The 18,375-nt window shown below is 60.7% G+C and carries 11 protein-coding genes and 1 pseudogene; 7 read left to right on the top strand and 5 right to left on the bottom strand.

The window, feature by feature from the left end:
• Nucleotides 1-150: 150 nt before the first annotated feature.
• The 4 genes from A3AY_RS0110980 to A3AY_RS0110965 are packed head-to-tail and all read right to left on the bottom strand — an operon-like array spanning nucleotide 151 to nucleotide 9,182.
• On the bottom strand, nucleotides 151-2,388 hold the full coding sequence (locus A3AY_RS0110980) for an MGH1-like glycoside hydrolase domain-containing protein (RefSeq protein ID WP_026203326.1): 2,238 nt from the start codon (nucleotides 2,386-2,388) through the stop codon (nucleotides 151-153).
• Nucleotides 2,382-5,105, bottom strand: a complete 2,724-nt coding sequence (locus A3AY_RS0110975; protein ID WP_018325725.1) for a hypothetical protein — start codon at nucleotides 5,103-5,105, stop codon at nucleotides 2,382-2,384. The genes A3AY_RS0110980 and A3AY_RS0110975 overlap by 7 nt, the downstream gene beginning before the upstream one ends.
• A 1-nt stretch (nucleotide 5,106) precedes the next feature.
• On the bottom strand, nucleotides 5,107-8,643 hold the full coding sequence (locus A3AY_RS0110970) for a molybdopterin cofactor-binding domain-containing protein (protein ID WP_018325724.1): 3,537 nt from the start codon (nucleotides 8,641-8,643) through the stop codon (nucleotides 5,107-5,109).
• On the bottom strand, nucleotides 8,640-9,182 hold the full coding sequence (locus A3AY_RS0110965) for a (2Fe-2S)-binding protein (protein ID WP_018325723.1): 543 nt from the start codon (nucleotides 9,180-9,182) through the stop codon (nucleotides 8,640-8,642). Before A3AY_RS0110965 ends, A3AY_RS0110970 begins: the two co-directional genes overlap by 4 nt.
• Nucleotides 9,183-9,505: 323 nt before the next feature.
• Between A3AY_RS0110965 and A3AY_RS0110960 the strand changes: the two genes are divergently transcribed.
• The 6 genes from A3AY_RS0110960 (at nucleotide 9,506) to A3AY_RS0110935 (ending at nucleotide 14,615) form a co-directional block, all read left to right on the top strand.
• Nucleotides 9,506-10,642 carry an FAD-dependent monooxygenase gene (locus A3AY_RS0110960; protein ID WP_018325722.1) on the top strand — a complete coding sequence of 379 codons (1,137 nt, stop codon included), beginning with the start codon at nucleotides 9,506-9,508 and terminating at the stop codon, nucleotides 10,640-10,642.
• On the top strand, nucleotides 10,639-11,445 hold the full coding sequence (locus tag A3AY_RS0110955; protein WP_018325721.1) for an alpha/beta fold hydrolase: 807 nt from the start codon (nucleotides 10,639-10,641) through the stop codon (nucleotides 11,443-11,445). The genes A3AY_RS0110960 and A3AY_RS0110955 overlap by 4 nt, the downstream gene beginning before the upstream one ends.
• An 88-nt stretch (nucleotides 11,446-11,533) precedes the next feature.
• On the top strand, nucleotides 11,534-12,286 hold the full coding sequence (locus A3AY_RS0110950) for a maleate cis-trans isomerase family protein (protein ID WP_018325720.1): 753 nt from the start codon (nucleotides 11,534-11,536) through the stop codon (nucleotides 12,284-12,286).
• 10 nt (nucleotides 12,287-12,296) lie between these two features.
• Nucleotides 12,297-12,938, top strand: coding sequence for an N-carbamoylsarcosine amidohydrolase (locus tag A3AY_RS0110945; RefSeq protein ID WP_018325719.1), 642 nt, complete (start codon nucleotides 12,297-12,299; stop codon nucleotides 12,936-12,938).
• 44 nt (nucleotides 12,939-12,982) lie between these two features.
• Nucleotides 12,983-14,014, top strand: a complete 1,032-nt coding sequence (locus A3AY_RS0110940) for a 2,5-dihydroxypyridine 5,6-dioxygenase NicX family protein (RefSeq protein ID WP_018325718.1) — start codon at nucleotides 12,983-12,985, stop codon at nucleotides 14,012-14,014.
• Between the two features lie 139 nt (nucleotides 14,015-14,153).
• Nucleotides 14,154-14,615: a MarR family winged helix-turn-helix transcriptional regulator gene (locus A3AY_RS0110935; protein WP_018325717.1), complete on the top strand. Its 462-nt coding sequence runs from the start codon at nucleotides 14,154-14,156 to the stop codon at nucleotides 14,613-14,615.
• A gap of 1,199 nt (nucleotides 14,616-15,814) precedes the next feature.
• Here A3AY_RS0110935 and A3AY_RS0110930 read toward each other — a convergent pair.
• Nucleotides 15,815-17,746, bottom strand: a complete 1,932-nt coding sequence (locus A3AY_RS0110930; RefSeq protein ID WP_026203325.1) for a methyl-accepting chemotaxis protein — start codon at nucleotides 17,744-17,746, stop codon at nucleotides 15,815-15,817.
• Between the two features lie 306 nt (nucleotides 17,747-18,052).
• Between A3AY_RS0110930 and A3AY_RS35045 the strand changes: the two are divergent.
• A pseudogene (locus A3AY_RS35045) lies at nucleotides 18,053-18,375 on the top strand (hypothetical protein); the annotation flags it as partial.

Raw genomic sequence — 18,375 nt, 5'->3', positions numbered from 1 at the left:
AAGCCCCGAGGAGCTTTCTCAGTCCGATTTCTTCCTCAACGCAACATCATTCCTTCGTTCCGTATCCTCTGGCTTCAGTTTTCTTTTTGTTATTTTTATTTGTGTACAAATTATTAAGTCAAGAGTTGATTTATGTCAAGCAACTCTCGGTCAAACCGTGCCTGCGACCGCACGAAAATAGACATCGAGCCTCCGGCTGGCCTTTGACCCGGAAAATTCGATTTGCAAGCCCTCGCTGCCGCTGCAGGCCTGGTCCTTGCCATCAATCAGCACGGAAACCACCATATTGGCCGCAATGCCCGGAAAGCTCAGCGAGCCGGGCGCATCGAGCGGCCCGATCACGCAGGAAAAATAGGCGTCAGCAATGGCAATCCCCGACAGCGTCGTCCGCAAAGTCGTGGTCAGGAACGGCCGGCCGTTCCGTCGAAGGGACATGACGCCGGCCGCGATGGAGACATCGATTTTCCCTGCCGGCGACAGCATCGGGCCGAGCGTCACATCCCTGCCGGAGTTCGACAGCGTCCATCCGGACCAAGGATTGAAATCGACGACTTCGCCGACTGCCATCAGAGGCAGCAGTGCCGCCCAGATGTAGAACGGATCGGTATCGCCCTGATCCAAGGGCTCGCCCGTGGTGGCGTTGTAGTTTTCAGCGGCGATCCTCCGGCCTTCCCAGGATTGCATGAACAGCCCGTGGCTTTGATCTGCCAGGGTCTTCGCCTCGGCAAGGAACCCGTAGCGCCGCAATCCAAGCCAGACCATGTAGTTGACATTCGGCCAAATGCGGCCACGCCAGTAGACATTATCGGCAAAGGCAGGATCATCGCGCGTCGCATTGGGCAACGGATAGGGGCCGGCAAAGGTCTTCTCGTCCTTTAGATGCTCCAGAAGACGACTGGCCTGCTCTTGCGTCGCTGCGCCGCACAGCAACGGATAAAAACTCGTGGGCGAGAGCGAACGCACGAAGCCGCCTTTGCGCTGTCGGTTGGCGAAGATTTTGCGCTCTGAATCCCAAAGCTGTTCGGAAATCAGAGCCCGGCTGCGTGCGGCTGCCTCGGTAAATTCGCGCGCATCGTCATGATGCCCGAGCACGGACGCCATGTGCGACAGCATTTCCGCATCGAGCGCCAGTGCACAATTGACGCCGAGGTCGAAGGTCGACAGCGTTCGCGTCTCGGGCTGGTAGACCGCCTCGTCATGGGTTGCGGAATTGTCCATGCCGGTTTCGTTGCGGGCGCCGAAGGCAGTGCCCTTGTAGAGGCCCTCCCCGACATCGGACGTGCCGCAGGAAACAAGGCCAGTTGCATCAGGATCGCGATGGCTTCGCCACCAGCGCTGGTTTCGCGCAAGCGCGGTGTAGCTTGCCTCCAGGATCGACCGTTCGCCGGTGCGCTGATAGAGCAACCATGCGACCAGTGCGCCATGCGGCGCCTGAGTCCGGTCGACCCAGGCGTCGTTCGAGGTGACGATGCAGGCGATATTACCCTGCGGCGTTGCGCCGGCGAGCGCCACGGCCATGTTTTCGCGGGCGAGGTCTGCATCGAACATACCAGCGAGAAGGGCCGCGAATGTCTGGTCGTTGTACCAGACGGCAAATTTTCCGAGATTCCAGATGCGGGTGACGGCGGTATAGGGCCGCGCATTCGTTTCATCCCAGACCGTATTCCAGGCAACGACATCGCGGATGGCGTCGAGCGCACCGGCATAGTCGCCCGTATGCGCAGGCGCAACGGCGGGTTGCACATCTGCAGCCAGGCAAGCCCGCGCATTGGCGATCGCAAGATCGGCACTGTCGGCGGCAGCGGCGGCATGGGCCCCCCGCCGCATCATTTCGAGATTGAAGCGTAGCGCCAGCACCGGGGCCTCGGTGCTTCGGCTCGCCAGATGAAAATAACCGTTCGCTTCGAAATCGGCCCGCAGATCATCGATCGTCGCATGGCCCGTTACCTGCACCGGCGCCTCGCCCGTGACCACAGCAACGAAGCGCGTTCCGACCTTGACGAGGGCAACGCCTTGCTTTTCGTCGAACCGAACTGGCTCCCCGCCCTCGGCGGAAATCGCAATCGTCACCCAGAATCGCAGACCCCACTCGCCGGACTGTGCACCGTTCCAGCTGCCGCGAAAGGCAAAAGCTGTTGTCTTCGTGGATGACAGCGCGATCGTCGTGCCGGAATGTTCGGTCTCCAGTTCGATCACCGAGCCGTCGATTCGGTGGCGACCGAGCCGGACGCTGTCCCTGCGCGGCTCGATCAGCGACACGGTGCGGCTGCGGGTGGAATAAAGCACCGGCGTGATGCGGACGCCGAGCGGCAGGAAGACCATCTCGGCCGGTCGGGTAGACCAAGTGTTCCAGGCGCGATCAAGGGGGATGGTCGAGTGCTTCAGCATGATGTCGTTCCGGTCAGGTCAGCTTCGTGGGCAATCAGGCGTGGGGCGGCAAGCAGCCCGCTCGCGTCAAGTTTTTCGCCCTGGTAGGGCGTTCCCGCATAATAGCGGTTTGCAGCCGTATTTGAGACGGCGATTGCAAGATCATAGCTCCCGGCTCCAAGGCAACCCAAATCAAACCGGTAGGGGCTCCAGGCATGACGACCGATCTCGATGCCGTTCAGGCAGACGGCGGCGGCAGTTTCCACCCGTGGCAGTTCCAGTAGCCAACGACCGGCAGTCTCGACGCTGATCCTGTTGCGGTAAACACCGGTGCCGGAGAATGTCGCAAAGCCCTGCCTCTCCCAACCACGCTCGACCGAGATGGGCACGACTATGCCACCCCCTCCGGCCTCGAAGGTCCATCCCTCTGCAAGCACCGCGACCGGGCCGCGCGGCCAGGCAATTTCCGAAATCGTCAGATCACGCCAGCCTGTACCATCGATCGGCAGCAGTCGCATGCACCACACCATTTGCGGCTCGATCAAAAGGTGGAGCGATGAAAGCCCAGCCTCACTCGTGATCTCCCCCGTTGCCGGCCGCCAGATTTCACAGTCGAAACCTGTCAAAAGATTCAGATCGCAGGATGTTGGCTCGAGACCATCATTGAACAGAACGACACGCCAGCTTCCGTCCGCCTCACGGCCAATCCATTGCCAAGGCTTTTCACCCGTTGGCGTCGAAAGCAGCGGGCCGCGCTTCGGCAAGGTTTCGAGAAGGGCAGTGACCGAAACAGCATCCGGCCGATCGGCAAGATGAGTACTCGCCCAGCTGCCGAGTGCCGGCATCGGCCCTTCGCGCAGCACCGCCGGCATCGCACCCGAGCACCAGACGGCGCCGCCGGCGGTCTGCAGGTCGATCAGCCTGTCGAGGGCTGCGCGCGACTTCATCACCGTGACCGACGGCAGGACGACAGCATCGAAAGCAAGCCCGGAAAGAGCCGACAGACGATCATCCTTGACGACCGCACGCTCAACGTCATCCTCGCTCACCAGCATGAAATCACACCCGAGCGCCAGAAGATGCTCGCACCACGCACCAATGTGGTCCGCATGCGCATGGCGCGGACCTTCCGACCAAGCGGTGTTCAGCGGATAAAGTATAGCGACGGGCGCGTGCGGCGTGGCCGGCTCGATGAAGGCGGAGATCCGCGCCGTCTCCTCGGCGAAGAGATGGTGATACGGCCACCACGGCTCGAAGTTGATGCCCGGTCCGAAATCAAACCGCGGATTGACGAAGGGCGTGGTGTCGGCATCGCTGCCATCCGTCTGGTACAGACCGTGCCAGAGGAATTGCCGCGCGCCGAGGCAGTACAGCCTGATCGCCTGCGCCCGCATCGTCTCAAGCGTCAGCTCCCATTGGCCGGCGGCACGTACGCGGGTGCGCAGCGCGCTGGCATAGGTTTCGACGGCGCAGCGGCTGCGCCCATTCGAACGGGCGACGGAATCGCCGAGCTTCGGCGCCAGCTGCGCGATGAAATTATTGGCGTCCACTGCCGTTTCGTGACGGAACGCGTCGATGCCGAAGAAGTCGGTGGCGGGCGCGACACGCGGATCAATGGACGTAAAGCCGCCGTTCAGCGACCAGGAGCCGACATGCGGCAGGATTTCGTGGCCGGAAAGCAAGAGGCCCTTTCCTTCCGCCCATGCCCGTAACGTCCCGAAGAAGGCCTCGTTCATCAGGCCGGAATAAGCCTCATAGAATTTCGCACGAAGGCGCAGCGTCGTTTCGCTTTCGCCATAAAGCAGAGAATGCAGAGTAAGCGGAAACGAAACTCCCGTTGCGCCGTCGATGTGGCTGCGCAATTCGTCTGAAAAGAGAATGCTGTTGCCGAGATTGCCGCTGATCTGGTCCCAGCGATAGAAGCCGGCCGCAGGCTGATCGTAGAAGACAAAACCCAGCGGATCAGGAACCAGATCCCCCAGCGCCGCAACGATTGGATCGAGCCCGACTGCGATGAACCGCTGTGCCGCAGCGGGCATCAGGTAGTTGATTAGCCGCGAACTGGTCGACCTGGCGCTAACGAAGACCGTTAGCTTCCGCCCTGCCGGCACCTCACCATCAAAGGCGTAGCGACACGAAACCCCATCGGAATGGCTCAAGGCAACGCGATCGGTGACATCTTCGGCAGTCCTGGACGAATCTAGATCGTCGGCAGAGTGCAGCAAGGCGGCTTCGATGGCCCAGTCGCCCCACAGAACCGCGCCATTTTCATATTGCCAGCCCATGATGTCCGGCCCCATGGACTGGACGAAAGGCGTGCGGATATTGCTGATTTCCCCTCCGCCTTTCTCCGTCGTCGCCCAGAACAGGTGCCGTTCGCGCAGGTCGTCCCTGCCCTCGACCGTTCGCCCGCCGGCATGGCCGCTGATCCAGTTGTAATCGTCATAGATGCCGGCCTTGAGACCGAGTTCGCCGGCAATGCCGATGGCCTTGCGGTAGGCAGCTCTAAAAGCTTCCGACATGTAGCGATCGCGCGGAAAGGCTATGCGCGCCTGGATGAGGATCGTGCCGAAGCCTTGCGCCTTGAAATCGGCGAGTTGGCGCCTTGAGGTTTCCGCGTCCGGTATCGCGTGCCAGAACCAGTAGGCGGACGGACGGAAGACAACCGTCGGATTGCGAAAGAGCGCCCTGCTTGCGTCGGTTATCGTTGCAATAGCCTGTGCGGGGCGGTTATCCATCTTAGTGCACCACCGAGCCGACGCGCCGCAGGACGTCGCCGATCCCGTCCCAGGAAGCCTTGCCCGGAGCGAACCGCGCCCGCAGATAGGCGGCAAGATCCGCGATCTGCTGTTCGTCGAGCGTATCGCGGAAGCCCGGCATCGACATGATCTCCGGCGTCTCGCGTCCCGTAGTCTGCGCCAGGATGGCCGGCGCTTCGACACCGTTGAGGATGGCCTGAAGAAGATTGTCCGGGCTGTCGCTGTGCAGGTTGCTGTTGAGCGCCAGCGACGAAAGCGCATTCGTTCCCGTATGGCAGGAGGCGCAGGCACCCTCGAAGATCCGCGCGCCCTTCGGCGCCAGACGGGCCGCATCGGCCTGCGCCGCAACGCTTGCTGCAACCACCATCTCGGCCGTAGCACTTTTCTCGGCAACCGTTGCGCTCCCCTTGGCCAGATAGGCCGCCATGGCGCGGATATCCGCATCGGGCAAGGGCGCCAGCGCCGAAATGACGTCTGCCATAGGACCGGCGGCGCTGCCATGATCGCGCGCGTGACCGCTGCGCAGATAGTCGTAGAAAGCCTGCTCCGTCCAGGAAACGGGACTTTTCGCAGAAGCATTCAGCGCAGGCGCCTCCCAGCCGTCGGCAAATCCGCCCGACAGGAAAGCCTTGCCGCCTTTTTCCGCCCCGAGCACGTTGCGCTGCGTGTGGCAGGCCGAACAGTGACCGAGCGTTTCCACCAGATAGGCGCCCCGGTTCCACTCGGCATCCTCAGCCTTGTTATACTGGAAGGGCGCGGTTTTCAGGAACATAGCGTTCCAGCCGGCCATCAGGGCGCGGATGCCGAAGGGGAATTTCAGCTTCGTTTCGGTCGGCTTTTCCGACACCGGTGCCTGTGTCGTCATATAGGCGTAGAGCGCCTGCAGATCGGCATCCTCGGCACCGGCAAAGGACGTATAGGGGTGCGCCGGATAAAGATGGTGGCCGTCACGGCTGACCCCCTGTCGCATGGCACGCTCGAAGGCCGGATAGGACCAGCCGCCGATGCCGTTTTCCACATCCGGGGTGATATTCGTCGCGTACACGGCGCCGAACGGCGTATCGAAACGGCGACCGCCGGCAAAGGCGAGACCATCCGTGCCAATGTGGCAGACATTGCAGGCGCCGGCCGCAGCCACCAGCCGGCCCCGCTCGATCGTGACGCTGCTGTAAACATTCGCATCCGGTCGTTCGATCGGGCTGATCGCCGGCCGCCATGGGGAGCCCATGGTGAGCAGGCCGGTAACGGCCGCAAGACCACCCGCAATCGGCAGGCCGAACTTCCACCAGGCGGAACGTTTCCGCTGCACGGGCTTCTCCGCCTGCCCGCCGCCGTTCAGCCCGGCCAACACGCGCTCCGGCGTCAGCGGCAGTTCGCGGAAGCGGATGCCGGTTGCGTCGAAGACGGCATTAGCGATCGCGGCTGCGCTCGGAACGGAGGCGGATTCACCGACACCCAGCGGCGGCTCGTTCGGGCGCGGGATCATCAGGACGTCGATCTCGGGTACGTCCGGGAAGGTGATCAGCGAATAGCCGCCCCATTCCTTCGAGGTGACAGCCGTCGAGGAGAAATCAACCTTTTCCTTCAGCACCCGGCTGGTGGACTGGATGATGTTGCCGTGGATCTGGTGGCGCACGCCATCCGGATTGATCATCAGGCCGGAATCCTGGGCGCAGATCACCTTGGTGACGGCGATCTCCCCGGTCCTGCGGTTGACGGCGACATCGGTGACCCAGGCGGCCCAGGCTGCAGCGGTTCCGGGAAACTTGCCGTGCACGTAGACGGCATAGGCAAAGCCGCGCCCGTAGAGCAGGTCACCCTCGCCACCCAGAGTGCCGGGTTTGGTGTGCGGCACCCAGTTTGCGCGCTCGGCGACGGCATGTACGAGATCGATGGCGCGCGGGTCCTGCAGGTAGCGCAGCCGGTATTCGATCGGATCGACGCCGGCCGCCGTCGCCAGTTCATCGACATAGGATTCATGCGCAAACGTATTCGGCATGGCAGAGACGCCGCGAAACCAGGAGGCTCGGGCGATCGGCGGCATGTCATGCACGGTGACGCGCAGGTTGCCATAGGCATAGGGCGGGATCGCAGTGCGGTCGCCCATCTGCAGCGTATCGGGCGCAGCCGGTATCTTGCCAGTCAGGATGAGCGGAAGCGTCGGCGCGAGATTGGAGGGATACCGCGTTTCGAAATCATAGGCCGACGGACCGCCGTCGATATCGAGACCGCCGCGCACATCGATCACCTGGGCGGCACCCTTCGGCTCCCAGGCATGCTCCTGCTCCCGGGTAAGCTGAACGCGGACAGGCGCATTGACTGCCCGTGACAGGAGCGCTGCATCCGCCGTCACGTCGTCGGCGCAGTTGCGCCCGTAGCAGCCGGCCGCCTCGAGCCGCTCCACCACGATCCGGTCCTCGGGCATATCGAGGAGGATAGACAGGTCGCGGCGCATCGGGAAAGGGTTTTGCGTGCCGGACCAGACCGTCAGACCTTCTTCACGAAAATCCGCGACGGCGCAGGAGGGGCCGATCGAGGCGTGCATCTGGTAGGGCCAGACATAGGTCCGATCCATCGCAGTGGCGGCGCCGGCCAGCGCCAGATCGACATTGCCGCGATCAGCGAGCTTTCGCGGCGTTGAAGGGTTTGCGCGCAGTGCCTCTTCCGGCGCGTTGAGATCCGGGCGTTCCGGCGCGGCGCGCCACAGCACTTTGAGCTTCTTTGCAGCCAGAGCCGCGTTTTCCTCGCGCGTCGCCACCACTCCGACGAAATCGCCAATGGCGACGACCGCAACCAGCCCGGCAACATCGGCAACCGATGCTTCGTCGATCGATATCAAGCTCGTCCCGACGTGTTCGCCGTGATCGAAGCCGGCATAGGGCGGGCGTACCACGCGGCCATGCAGCATGCCTGGGACGCGCACATCATGCACATAGGTCCAGCGCCCGGTGGCCTTTTGCGGAATGTCTACCCGCGGATGCGATGTGCCGACGATACGATAGTCGGAAACCGGCTTCAGCGAGGCATCGGGGTCGATAGCCAGGCGGACATGATCGCCACTGACGAGATCGGCGAAGGTCAGGCTCCAGTTTTCGAGCGTCGCGGTCCGGATGATCCCGTCTTCGACAACGAGACTTTCGACCGGCAAACCATGCAGACGCGCAGCCTTCTCCAGCAGGAAGGCTCGCGCCGTCGCCGCAGCCAGGCGCAAGGGCATGGCCGTGACCTGGATCGTCTCGCTTGCGATCGTCGCCCCCTGGTTCGGCGCGACCGACGTGGCTCCGAGCACCATCTGCACCTGCTCGAACGGCACGCACAATTCCTCGGCGACAATCTGGGCAAGCGACGTGCGTATACCGGTGCCGAGATCGACATGGCCATTAAAGGCGGTGACAAGCCCGTCAGAGCCGATCGTCAGATAGAGCTCTTCCTCCCCGTTCACGACGGGCGACAAGACCGCGAGCAGTTCTTCCCCTGAAAGTTGGGCATCCCTCGACGTTTCGCGATCCACCGTCATTGTTGCCGCTCCAATGTCCCGGCCGCTCCTTCGACGATGGCGGCCCTGCGACCCGTCTTGCGCTGTTCAGCCGCCTGTGACAGCCCGGCCGCGCGCCGGACGGCCGCGAGAATTTCGATATGCGTTCCGCAGCGACATAGATTGTGGCGAAGCTCCTCGCGGATATCCGCCTCGCCCGGCGTGGGATTGCGCTTGAGCAACGCGACGGTCGCAATGATCATGCCGTTCAGGCAATAGCCGCATTGCGCGGCTGCGGCGTCTATGAAAGCTTGCTGGACGGGGTGAAGATTGCCCTCATCACCAAGCCCCTCCAGCGTGGTCACGCGGCGTGACCCGACGGCTAAAAGCGGAATGGTGCACGCGCGGACGGCCCGTTCATCGATCAGGACGGAGCAGGCGCCGCACTCGCCCAGGCCGCACCCGAATTTCGGTCCGTTCAGCGCGAGATCATTTCTCAAGATATAAAGAAGCGGCGTCTTCGGATCTGCCTCGACGGTATGCGTTGAACCATTGACATCGATCCGGAAGACCTCGCTCATACAGAGATACTCCGGCAACGAGACAAGAGCAAAGCGAACACAGTGGAAGGAGTATCAGCAGCCATCTCCACCCCTTTCCGCACCGGCAACACCCATATCGGCACCCGCTTCCTGCATCCACGATAAAAAGTGTATACGCTTAAAAATGTCACCTTTCAAGTAGAATTACGCAAGGCGAGACCTCGGGTATTGCCCGCTTTTGCAGCGTATTGGCTAGTTATTTGGCACAAATTCGGCTGACTACCGGAATTTTTTGCTTGCTTTTTATAGCGTATACACTTATTAACTCGACCACACCGTTCATTTGCCGCGAAGGACAGCCCATGGCACAGGAGAAGCAGGCGATCGCAATCATCGGCGCAGGTCTCGGCGGGGCGGCGGCGGGCGCGCTTCTCCAGTCCGCCGGCTTCGACGTGAAAATCTACGAGCAGGCACCGAGCTTCACCCGCCTTGGCGCCGGAATTCATATGGGGCCGAACGTCCTCAAGATCTTCCAGCGCATCGGCATGGACCAAAAACTGATCGATATCAGCAGCACGCCGAGCCATTGGTTCAGCCGCAATGGCCTGACCGGCGAATACCTGTCCCGCATTCCGCTCGAAGGGTACGGGGCAACCTACTGCACGGTGCATCGTGGGGACCTGTCCGCCCTGCAAATGGACACAATGGCGCCCGGCACGGTCCAGTTCAACAAGCGTTTGACGCGGCTTGAGGACAACGGCTCCGACGTTTATCTGGAATTCCAGGACGGCACGTCAGCCCGCGCGGCCATCGTCATCGGCGCCGACGGGATCAATTCGCGCGTCCGCGAAACATTGCTGGGTGCCGAAAAGCCGAATTACAGCGGCTGGGTCGGGCATCGCGCCATGATTACGGCGGAAAAGCTGACGAAGTTCGATCTCACTTTCGAAGACTGCGTAAAGTGGTGGGGGCCGGACCGGCATATGATGGTCTATTACACCACCGGCCGTCGTGACGAATATTACTACGTCACGGGCGTGCCTCATGCCGCATGGGAATTCGATGGGGCTTTCGTGCAGAGCAGCCGGGAAGAGATGTTCGAGGCTTTTGCGGGCTATCATCCGGTGGTCCAGGCGCTGATCGAGGCGACGGACGACGTCACCAAGTGGCCTCTGTTCAACCGCAACCCGCTGCCGCTCTGGAGCCAGGGCCGCATGGTCCTGCTTGGCGACGCCTGCCATCCGATGAAGCCGCACATGGCGCAGGGTGCCGCCATGGCGATCGAGGACGCGGCGATGCTGACGCGTTGCCTTGAGGAAACCGGTGCCAACGCCTATGCCGAGGCCTTCGCGCTCTACGAGGCGAACCGTCGTGAGCGCGCTACGCGCGTGCAAACCGTCTCTAACGCCAACACGTTCCTGCTCACGCAGGAAGACCCCTCATGGGTTTACGGCTATGACGTCTACGCCCAGCCGCTCCGGGACAAGAGCGTCGCATGAGCGCGGCCCTCCCCAACGGCGGCAATGTCTTCGCCAACGGCATTCGCCAGCATTACCTGCATTATCGCAGCACAGGATCCGCCTTTGCCGTGATCCTCATTCCGGGCATTACGAGCCCGGCGATCACCTGGGGCTTCGTCGCCGAGCGGCTGGCGGAACGCCATGATGTCTACGTGCTCGACGTCCGCGGCCGCGGCCTGTCCTCTACCGGCCCTGATCTCGACTATGGCCTCGATGCCATGGCCGCCGACGTCGTCGGTTTTGCCGATGCACTCGGTCTTTCCGCTCCCTCCCTTCTGGGACATTCCATGGGCGCGCGCATCGCGATGCGGGCAGCAGTATCCGGCAAGAACGGCTTTTCACGTCTCGCTTTGATCGATCCGCCGGTTTCTGGTCCTGGCCGCCGACCTTATCCGAGCAAACTGCCCTGGTATGTCGATTCCATCCGCCTTGCGATGAAAGGCATCGATGCGGAGGGCATGAGGGCCTTTTGCCCGACCTGGAGCGAGGACCAGTTGCGGCTTCGCGCCGAATGGCTGCACACCTGCTACGAGCCCGCCATCGTCACCGCATTCGAGGATTTTCATTCGGACGATATCTTTCCCGATTTCAAGGCGCTGAAGCAGCCTGCAATGCTGATGATCGCGGGACGCGGCGGCGTGATCGCGCCGGAAGACGAGGCGGAAATCCGCGCGCTTAATCCCGCAATCGAAATGACCCATGTGGCAAATGCCGGCCACATGATTCCATGGGACGATTTCGACGGCTTTTTCAATGCGCTTGGAGATTTCCTGGCCCGATAGTGACCGATGGTGGGCCTTTTGGTCCGCCATTTTTATTGATGCAGAGAGCGCCTATGCGCGTCCGCCCATCCATCAAAGGAGCCCACCCGTGCAGAAACCCTATCGGATCGGCCAGATCGTGCCGAGCTCCAACACGACAATGGAAACGGAAATTCCGGCCATGCTGATGGCACGACAGTCGATTCGTCCCGAACGTTTCACCTTCCACTCCAGCCGCATGCGCATGAAGAGAGTCGTGAAGGAAGAACTGGCGGCGATGGACGCTGAATCCGACCGTTGCGCGATCGAGCTGTCGGATGCCCGCGTCGATGTCCTCGGTTATGCCTGCCTAGTCGCCATCATGGCCATGGGGCTCGGCTATCATCGTCAATCGGAAAAACGCCTGACCGGCCGCACGATCGACGAAGGCACGAACATTCCGGTCGTGACCAGCGCCGGCGCGCTGATCGAGGGGCTGAAGGTGATGAAGGCGAAGAAGATCGCCGTCGTCGCGCCCTACATGAAGCCGTTGACCGAACTCGTCGTCAATTATATCCGCGAGGAAGGTTTCGAAGTCATGGACTGGCGGGCGCTGGAAATTCCCGACAATCTGGATGTTGCCCGCCACGATCCGGAAAACCTGCCGGCCATTGTGCAAATGCTGGATTTGACGGACGTCGATGTGATCGTGCTTTCGGCCTGCGTGCAGATGCCATCCCTGCCTGTGATCGCCAAGGTCGAGGCGATGACCGGAAAGCCGGTGATCACGGCTGCCGCAGCAACCACCTATTGCATGTTGAAATCGCTCGGACTGGAAGCAGTTTCGCCGGGGGCCGGCGCGCTACTGTCCGGCGCATACTGAAGAGAACATCATGCAGAGCGCCGAAGCCAATTATCAGGGTGTCTGGGGCAACCGCATCGGCTTTGGCCAGCGCCCCGCCCTTCTCGTCATCGATTTCCTCAAGGCCTACACGATCGAGGGTGCGCCGCTCTATGCGCCCGGCGTGGTCGAAGCGGTTGCCAGGACGCCGGAACTGATCGACGCCGCCCGCGCCGCCGGCGTGCCGGTCATCCACACGCGCATCCTCTACCTGGCGGAAAATTGCGCCGATGGCGGCATGTGGGTGAAGAAGTCGCCGGTCATGAAGGCCATGGTCGAGGGCAACGTACTGGCGGAATTCTGCGACGAGGTCCAGCCGGGGGCTGGCGAACTCGTCATCGTCAAGCAGTATGCCAGCGCCTTCTTCGGCACCAGCCTCGCCTCGCATCTCCATGCACAGGGCATCGACACCGTCGTGCTCGCAGGGTGCTCGACGAGCGGCTGCATCCGCGCCAGCGCGGTGGATGCCGTCCAGCACGGTTTCCGCACAATCGTCGTTCGCGACTGCGTCGGAGATCGCCATCCCGATCCGCACAATGCCAATCTCTTCGACATCGACAGCAAGTACGGGGACGTCGTCGCGCGCGAGGAAGCGATTGCCGAAATCGCTAAAGTCAAATTCGGCTGCCCGTAACGGGGCAAAACACCCACGCCTTTAATCACTATAAGGGAACGAGCATGGATCATTTCAGCTTTACGGAAATCTGCCTGCATCAATTGAAGATGTCGGGCGTCCACGAGGGCGAAAAACTCATCGTCCTGACCCAGGGCAACGAGCGCCTCGATTACGCCGACGCATTCATGGCGGCAGGCATGCGGCTTGGCGCCAAGATGTACCATATGCGTTTGCCGCCGGTGCCGCCGGCAGGTGCATGGGCGGTCGGCCAGACGGGCCTCGCAGCCATGCCGGAAGCCGTCGAGGCCCTGAAGGCGGCCGACATGCTGATCGATTGTATATTCCTGCTCTTCAGCCCGGAACAGATGGCGATCCAGGCGTCCGGCACGCGCATTCTCACCGCTGTGGAACCGCCGGAGCTTCTTGCCCGTATGTTGCCGACGAAGGAACTGCGCGAGCGCGTCGAATTCGCCGGTGAACTGCTGTCCAAGGCGAAGGTGATGCGGATCACCTCCCAGCACGGCACGGATGTCACCTACAAGCTCAACACTTATCCTGCCATCACGGAATATGCGTGCACGGACGAGCCGGGCCGCTGGGACCATTGGCCGTCCGGCTTTGTGTTCACCGGTGGTGACGACGATGGCGTCGACGGCACGATTGTTGTTGCCCCCGGCGACATCCTGTTGCCGCAGAACATCTACGTTCGCGACCCGATTATCTATACGATCGAAAACGGCTGGATCACCGACATTCGCGGCGGCCTCGACGCCGAGCTGGTGAAATCCTACATGGCAGGTTTCAACGACCCGCGCGGCATGGGCATGAGCCATGTCGGCTGGGGCCTCAACCAGAACGCCAAGTGGCATCGCATGGTGCCCGGAGAATTCCCGGGCGGCATGGGCATGGAGGCCCGCTCCTTCTACGGCAACGTGATGTTCTCCACCGGCCCGAACAACGAATTGGGCGGACCGAACGATACCGCCTGCCATCTCGATATCCCGATGCGCAATTGCTCGCTATTCCTCGACGACGAGCCGATGGTTCTCGACGGCGACATCGCTCTCAAGGAAATGCAGTACCACTGGAAATGAAGGTTCGGCAGCATTTGGGCTGACGCCGGAGATTGCGCTTCCGGAAAGGGCAATCTAATCAACAGCACGGGGAGCATCGTCGCAAATGTGGCGACGCCTCCCGTCGATCCGGGACCGAATAATTGAAAGGGCGGGCCAGATGTCGGATGAGCAGGAGAAGCCGGATCGGCAAATCGGCTACCGGTTCACCGATCAGGTCGGTCACCTGATGCGCAAGGCCTACCAAAAACACCTCGCTATCTTCCAGGAAAACGCCAGCGACCCGCACCTCACCTCCGTGCAGTTCGTGACGCTTTGTGCGCTACGCGACAACGGCCCGAGCTCTCAGGCCGAACTCGTCAAGGCCACGGCCGTCGATCAGGCGACGATCAGGGGTATCATTGACCGCTTGAAGGCACGAGGCCTGATCGAGGTCTCAAAGGACGCGCAAGACGGACGCAAAGTCATCATGTCGCTGCTGCCGGACGGCAGGGATGTTCTTGACGCCATGTATCCGCGGGCGAGCCTGATCACCGATCTTACCATGGAAAAGCTCAATCCCGCGGAACGCGTGGCGCTGCTCTACCTGCTGCGGAAGATTTCCGAGGATGAGGAAACCTGAGTGACCTCTTCCACACCAACCGGGGGGATCTATCAGTCATAGTTGCTAGCTAACTGCACTCGGATATCAAAAACCAGTAGGGGCAGCCATAAGGAGACGTCGCCACCACATTCTGTATCACGGCATATGCAGTCCGAAAGGAGTGTCTGGACTGGCAACCTGAAGAGACGGTATCAACTCGCTCGGGCTTGAAAGCTCACCTGTGCATCGACGCACTCTGACTGCGATGCGCAATCGAAGGGGGTATTATGAAGACCGCCTGACCACCATACAATGACCGAACACACAAATCTTCCAGGACTGATCAATCCTGGCGGATCCAGGTGAGCGAACCGCCTCAGAAGTCGGGCTTCAAATGCCGCGCTTTAGATTGGTCGCATTCTCCTGAGCCTTGCCGCTACGCAAGCGGAATGGTGGCGCTGCCGGACAAAATGGCGACCGTAGGTGAGTTTAACCGGCGGCGGAAACGAGGCGCGTCATGCAAAATGGGTCAGATCATGGATTCGTAACTCGCCGATGCGGAAATCAATCTTGAAACGTTTCTCCGCGGCCAAGCTCCCTATCGCGCGATGCCTGGAAGGCGGGTCCAAACCCCGTCAATAGGGAAACCTTGGTTGCCTGCGCAACCGCTGTTCAAATGCTGCGCCCGAATGCCGCGTTTGACGAGCAACTCGTCGGGTATCTTTTGAAATGCGGCAGCACTTACACCCGAAGCAAATAGAGCCGCTCGCGCGATGTTGAAATGGTCCGTCAGAGACTTGGCCCAAAATGCCGGAATCGCGTTTTCGACCGTACATCGTTTTGGGTCGACGGGAACCGCAACAGAAGCGACCAAGGAGAAGATCAAAGCCGCGTATGCTGCTCATGGAGTCGAAATCACAAATGGTGACCACACCGGCGCGCGTCTGCTTATGCGCCGGTCGACTCGGGCTCAATTCCGCGCGACGGCGGGAAGTCAGATTGACACAAATGTCGGTAGTCCCAAAAGACTTGGTTCCGTATCGACCCAAGGGCCCGTCGCGATATCGCGCAAATTCCACAGGATCTGCGAGCACAGAACGGGGACTCAGGGTTCGCTTCCGCTCTGATACACGGGATGCGGCAGTGCTGGTACCCGAACGTGCTGTCAAAGCGTCACAAAACTCCCGAGACTTCAAGCATCTGGTCGCTTGTCGTCGGAGAGGCAAACGCAGCTTGCATCATAAGCTATCGTTGGCACTTGCCGCCAGCCCACCGCCAAACGCCTTGGCAACCGAGTTGGCCATTCGCCGCACGGGCGAGCCGACAGGCTTATGCTGATTGCTTGCAAATGTCAGGCCTGTCAGTTTTCTGGCGGTGATCGTCTGCGGTGAGCGTTGTCCCCCGAGCTGGAATTGGCTGATCAGTTCGCGCAGCCGCCCAGCCTCATTGGCGAGTGTTGCGCTGGCTGCATTGGTTTCTTCAACCATCGCCGCGTTCTGCTGTGTCACCTGATCCATCTGGTTGACGGCGGTGTTCACCTCGGCAAGGCCAATGGATTGCTCACGAGCGGAGGTGGCGATCGAATCCATATGCCGGTTTACCGTGATGATGTAACCCTCGATCGTCTTGAGTGCTTGACCGGTTTCACTGACAAGCTTAACGCCGCTCTGAACCTCTGCGCTGGAGTTGCGAATGAGATCCTTGATCTCTTTTGCCGCTTTCGCCGAGCGCTGCGCCAGTTCACGCACTTCCTGTGCCACAACTGCAAAGCCCTTGCCGGCATCTCCCGCACGAGCTGCTTCAACCCCTGCGTTCAAGGCAAGCAGATTAGTCTGAAACGCGATCTCGTCGATCACGCCGATAATGCTGGCGATCTGGTTTGAAGACTGCTCGATCTTCTGCATGGCGTTGACCGCGTCGGCAACCACCTTGCCGGAGTCCGCAGCGCTCTTGTTGGCTTCGACCGCCACCGTCCGTGCCTCATCGGCGCGTTTGGAGGAATTGGTGACATTTGCGGTGATCTGATCCAGTGCAGCGGCGGTTTCTTCAAGGGAGGCGGCCTGCTGCTCGGTGCGCTTTGACAGATCTTCCGCACTCTGGCTGATTTCTCGTGTGCCATTGTCGATGGTACCCGTCGATTGAGCGACCGAGCCCAACGTTTCGGCAAGCTGTCCAACCGCCGCGTTGAAGTCGGAGCGAAGGCTCTCAAAGTCGGCGGCAAAGGGCTCAGAGAGCTGGAAAGTGAGGTCGCCGCTGGCGAGATGCTTCAAACCGTTGGCCAGACCGGATGTCGCGTGAACCATGGCATCAGCCTTTATCCGCTCGGCCTCGGCGACCTTGCGCCGTTCCTGTTCAGTCTGGTTCCGCTGCGCATGGGCTTCCTGTTCAAGGCGCTGATTAGCGACAGCGTTCACGCGAAACACTTCGACAGCAGCGGCCATGTCACCAATCTCGTCGGCGCGCCCATCATAGGGAATCGCAGAATTTGAATTACCTTGTGCCAGATTCTTCATGGAAGCGGTAATTGTCTGGATCGGCCTGGCAATGCCCGACACAGCAAACCAGATCGAACCGCCGATCGCTACGGCGCACAAGCCGATGGCGATCAACGTTACGACCAGAGCCGTGTCATGGACGACTTGGCTGCTCGAATAGGTTCCCTTGGCGCCGGCTTCGACGGTTTCCACAAGGGCGCTCACCTGCTTGACGATCTTATCGGCCTGAGGCGCCAATTCCGACCAAAGTATTTTCTTGGCTTCGTCGGTCTTGCCCATACGGGAGGCGGTTACGACGCGAGCGCCGACGGCGTCGTAGCGCTGCACCTCCGCCCGGATCTGGTTGGTTTGGCTCTTGCTCGTGGCGTTCTTTTCGAATGCTACCAAATGCACAAGGAAAGCCTCGCCGGTCTGTTTTATTCTCGCCTCCGCACGCTCCCTGCCCGCGTCATCAACGGACAGGAGGTGGTCACGGTACACAACGCGCAGAGTGCTCAAGTCGGCGCTCATATTCTTCGCCAAGGCAAGGCTCGGCATCCAGTTGGTTGCCAGCTCGCTGACGTATTTATTGACGACTTCGAGGCGATTTACCGAGTAAAACGCAAAGCCCCCAAATATGATGCTGATAGCAACAAGCATTCCCACGAGTGCTGTTTTGATTTTCGGACGAGACATAGATCCTCCCATCGCTGGACTGTGGTCCGGCGGAACAAACAAGAACCCGTGATGCAAAATCATTCTGCTTGGGCGCGCTGGTAGTGGTGGCGCGGAATACATCTCGGCACCAACTTTTTACAATTCCAAAAGCCATTTCTAATATTAAGTGAAAATCTTTCTTTTCTTTTAAGTTTTCATTCAATTAGCGACATCGATGGCAACCGAGCGACATTTTCCTGTGAACGGCGGAAAAGAGGATGGGCATTTAACAGCCTGTGCGTGTACGTTCAATCTCGACAACCTCCACCCCCAAAAGGATTGCTCATGCTGAAACCGAAGTCCCGCCACCGTAGCGCTTTCGCCGCGGGCGCCATTGTCACTTTCCTGCAGGCCACTTCCGCCATGGCAGCAACATCCGACCCGAGGTTTTTTGATGCCGCCCTCTGCAATCCACCATACTCCATAACATCGGCGACCGAGATCTACGACGCTGCTGAAAAGCTCGCAAAGCCCGACACGTCGTCGCTGGGTGCGGCGATCTACAAGGTTCCCCAACAGATCGGCCGCGACGGGTTTAAGAGTGACGAAGTGTTTTTCGCCGGCTCGGCTGTTGGCATATTGATCCAAGGCCTGCATGCCGATGAGTT

The sequence above is a fragment of the Rhizobium giardinii bv. giardinii H152 genome (genome assembly GCF_000379605.1).
Classification (GTDB): domain Bacteria; phylum Pseudomonadota; class Alphaproteobacteria; order Rhizobiales; family Rhizobiaceae; genus Pararhizobium; species Pararhizobium giardinii.
Note: the sequence above shows the minus strand (reverse complement) of the source record. Positions and strands in the feature narration are given on the sequence as shown.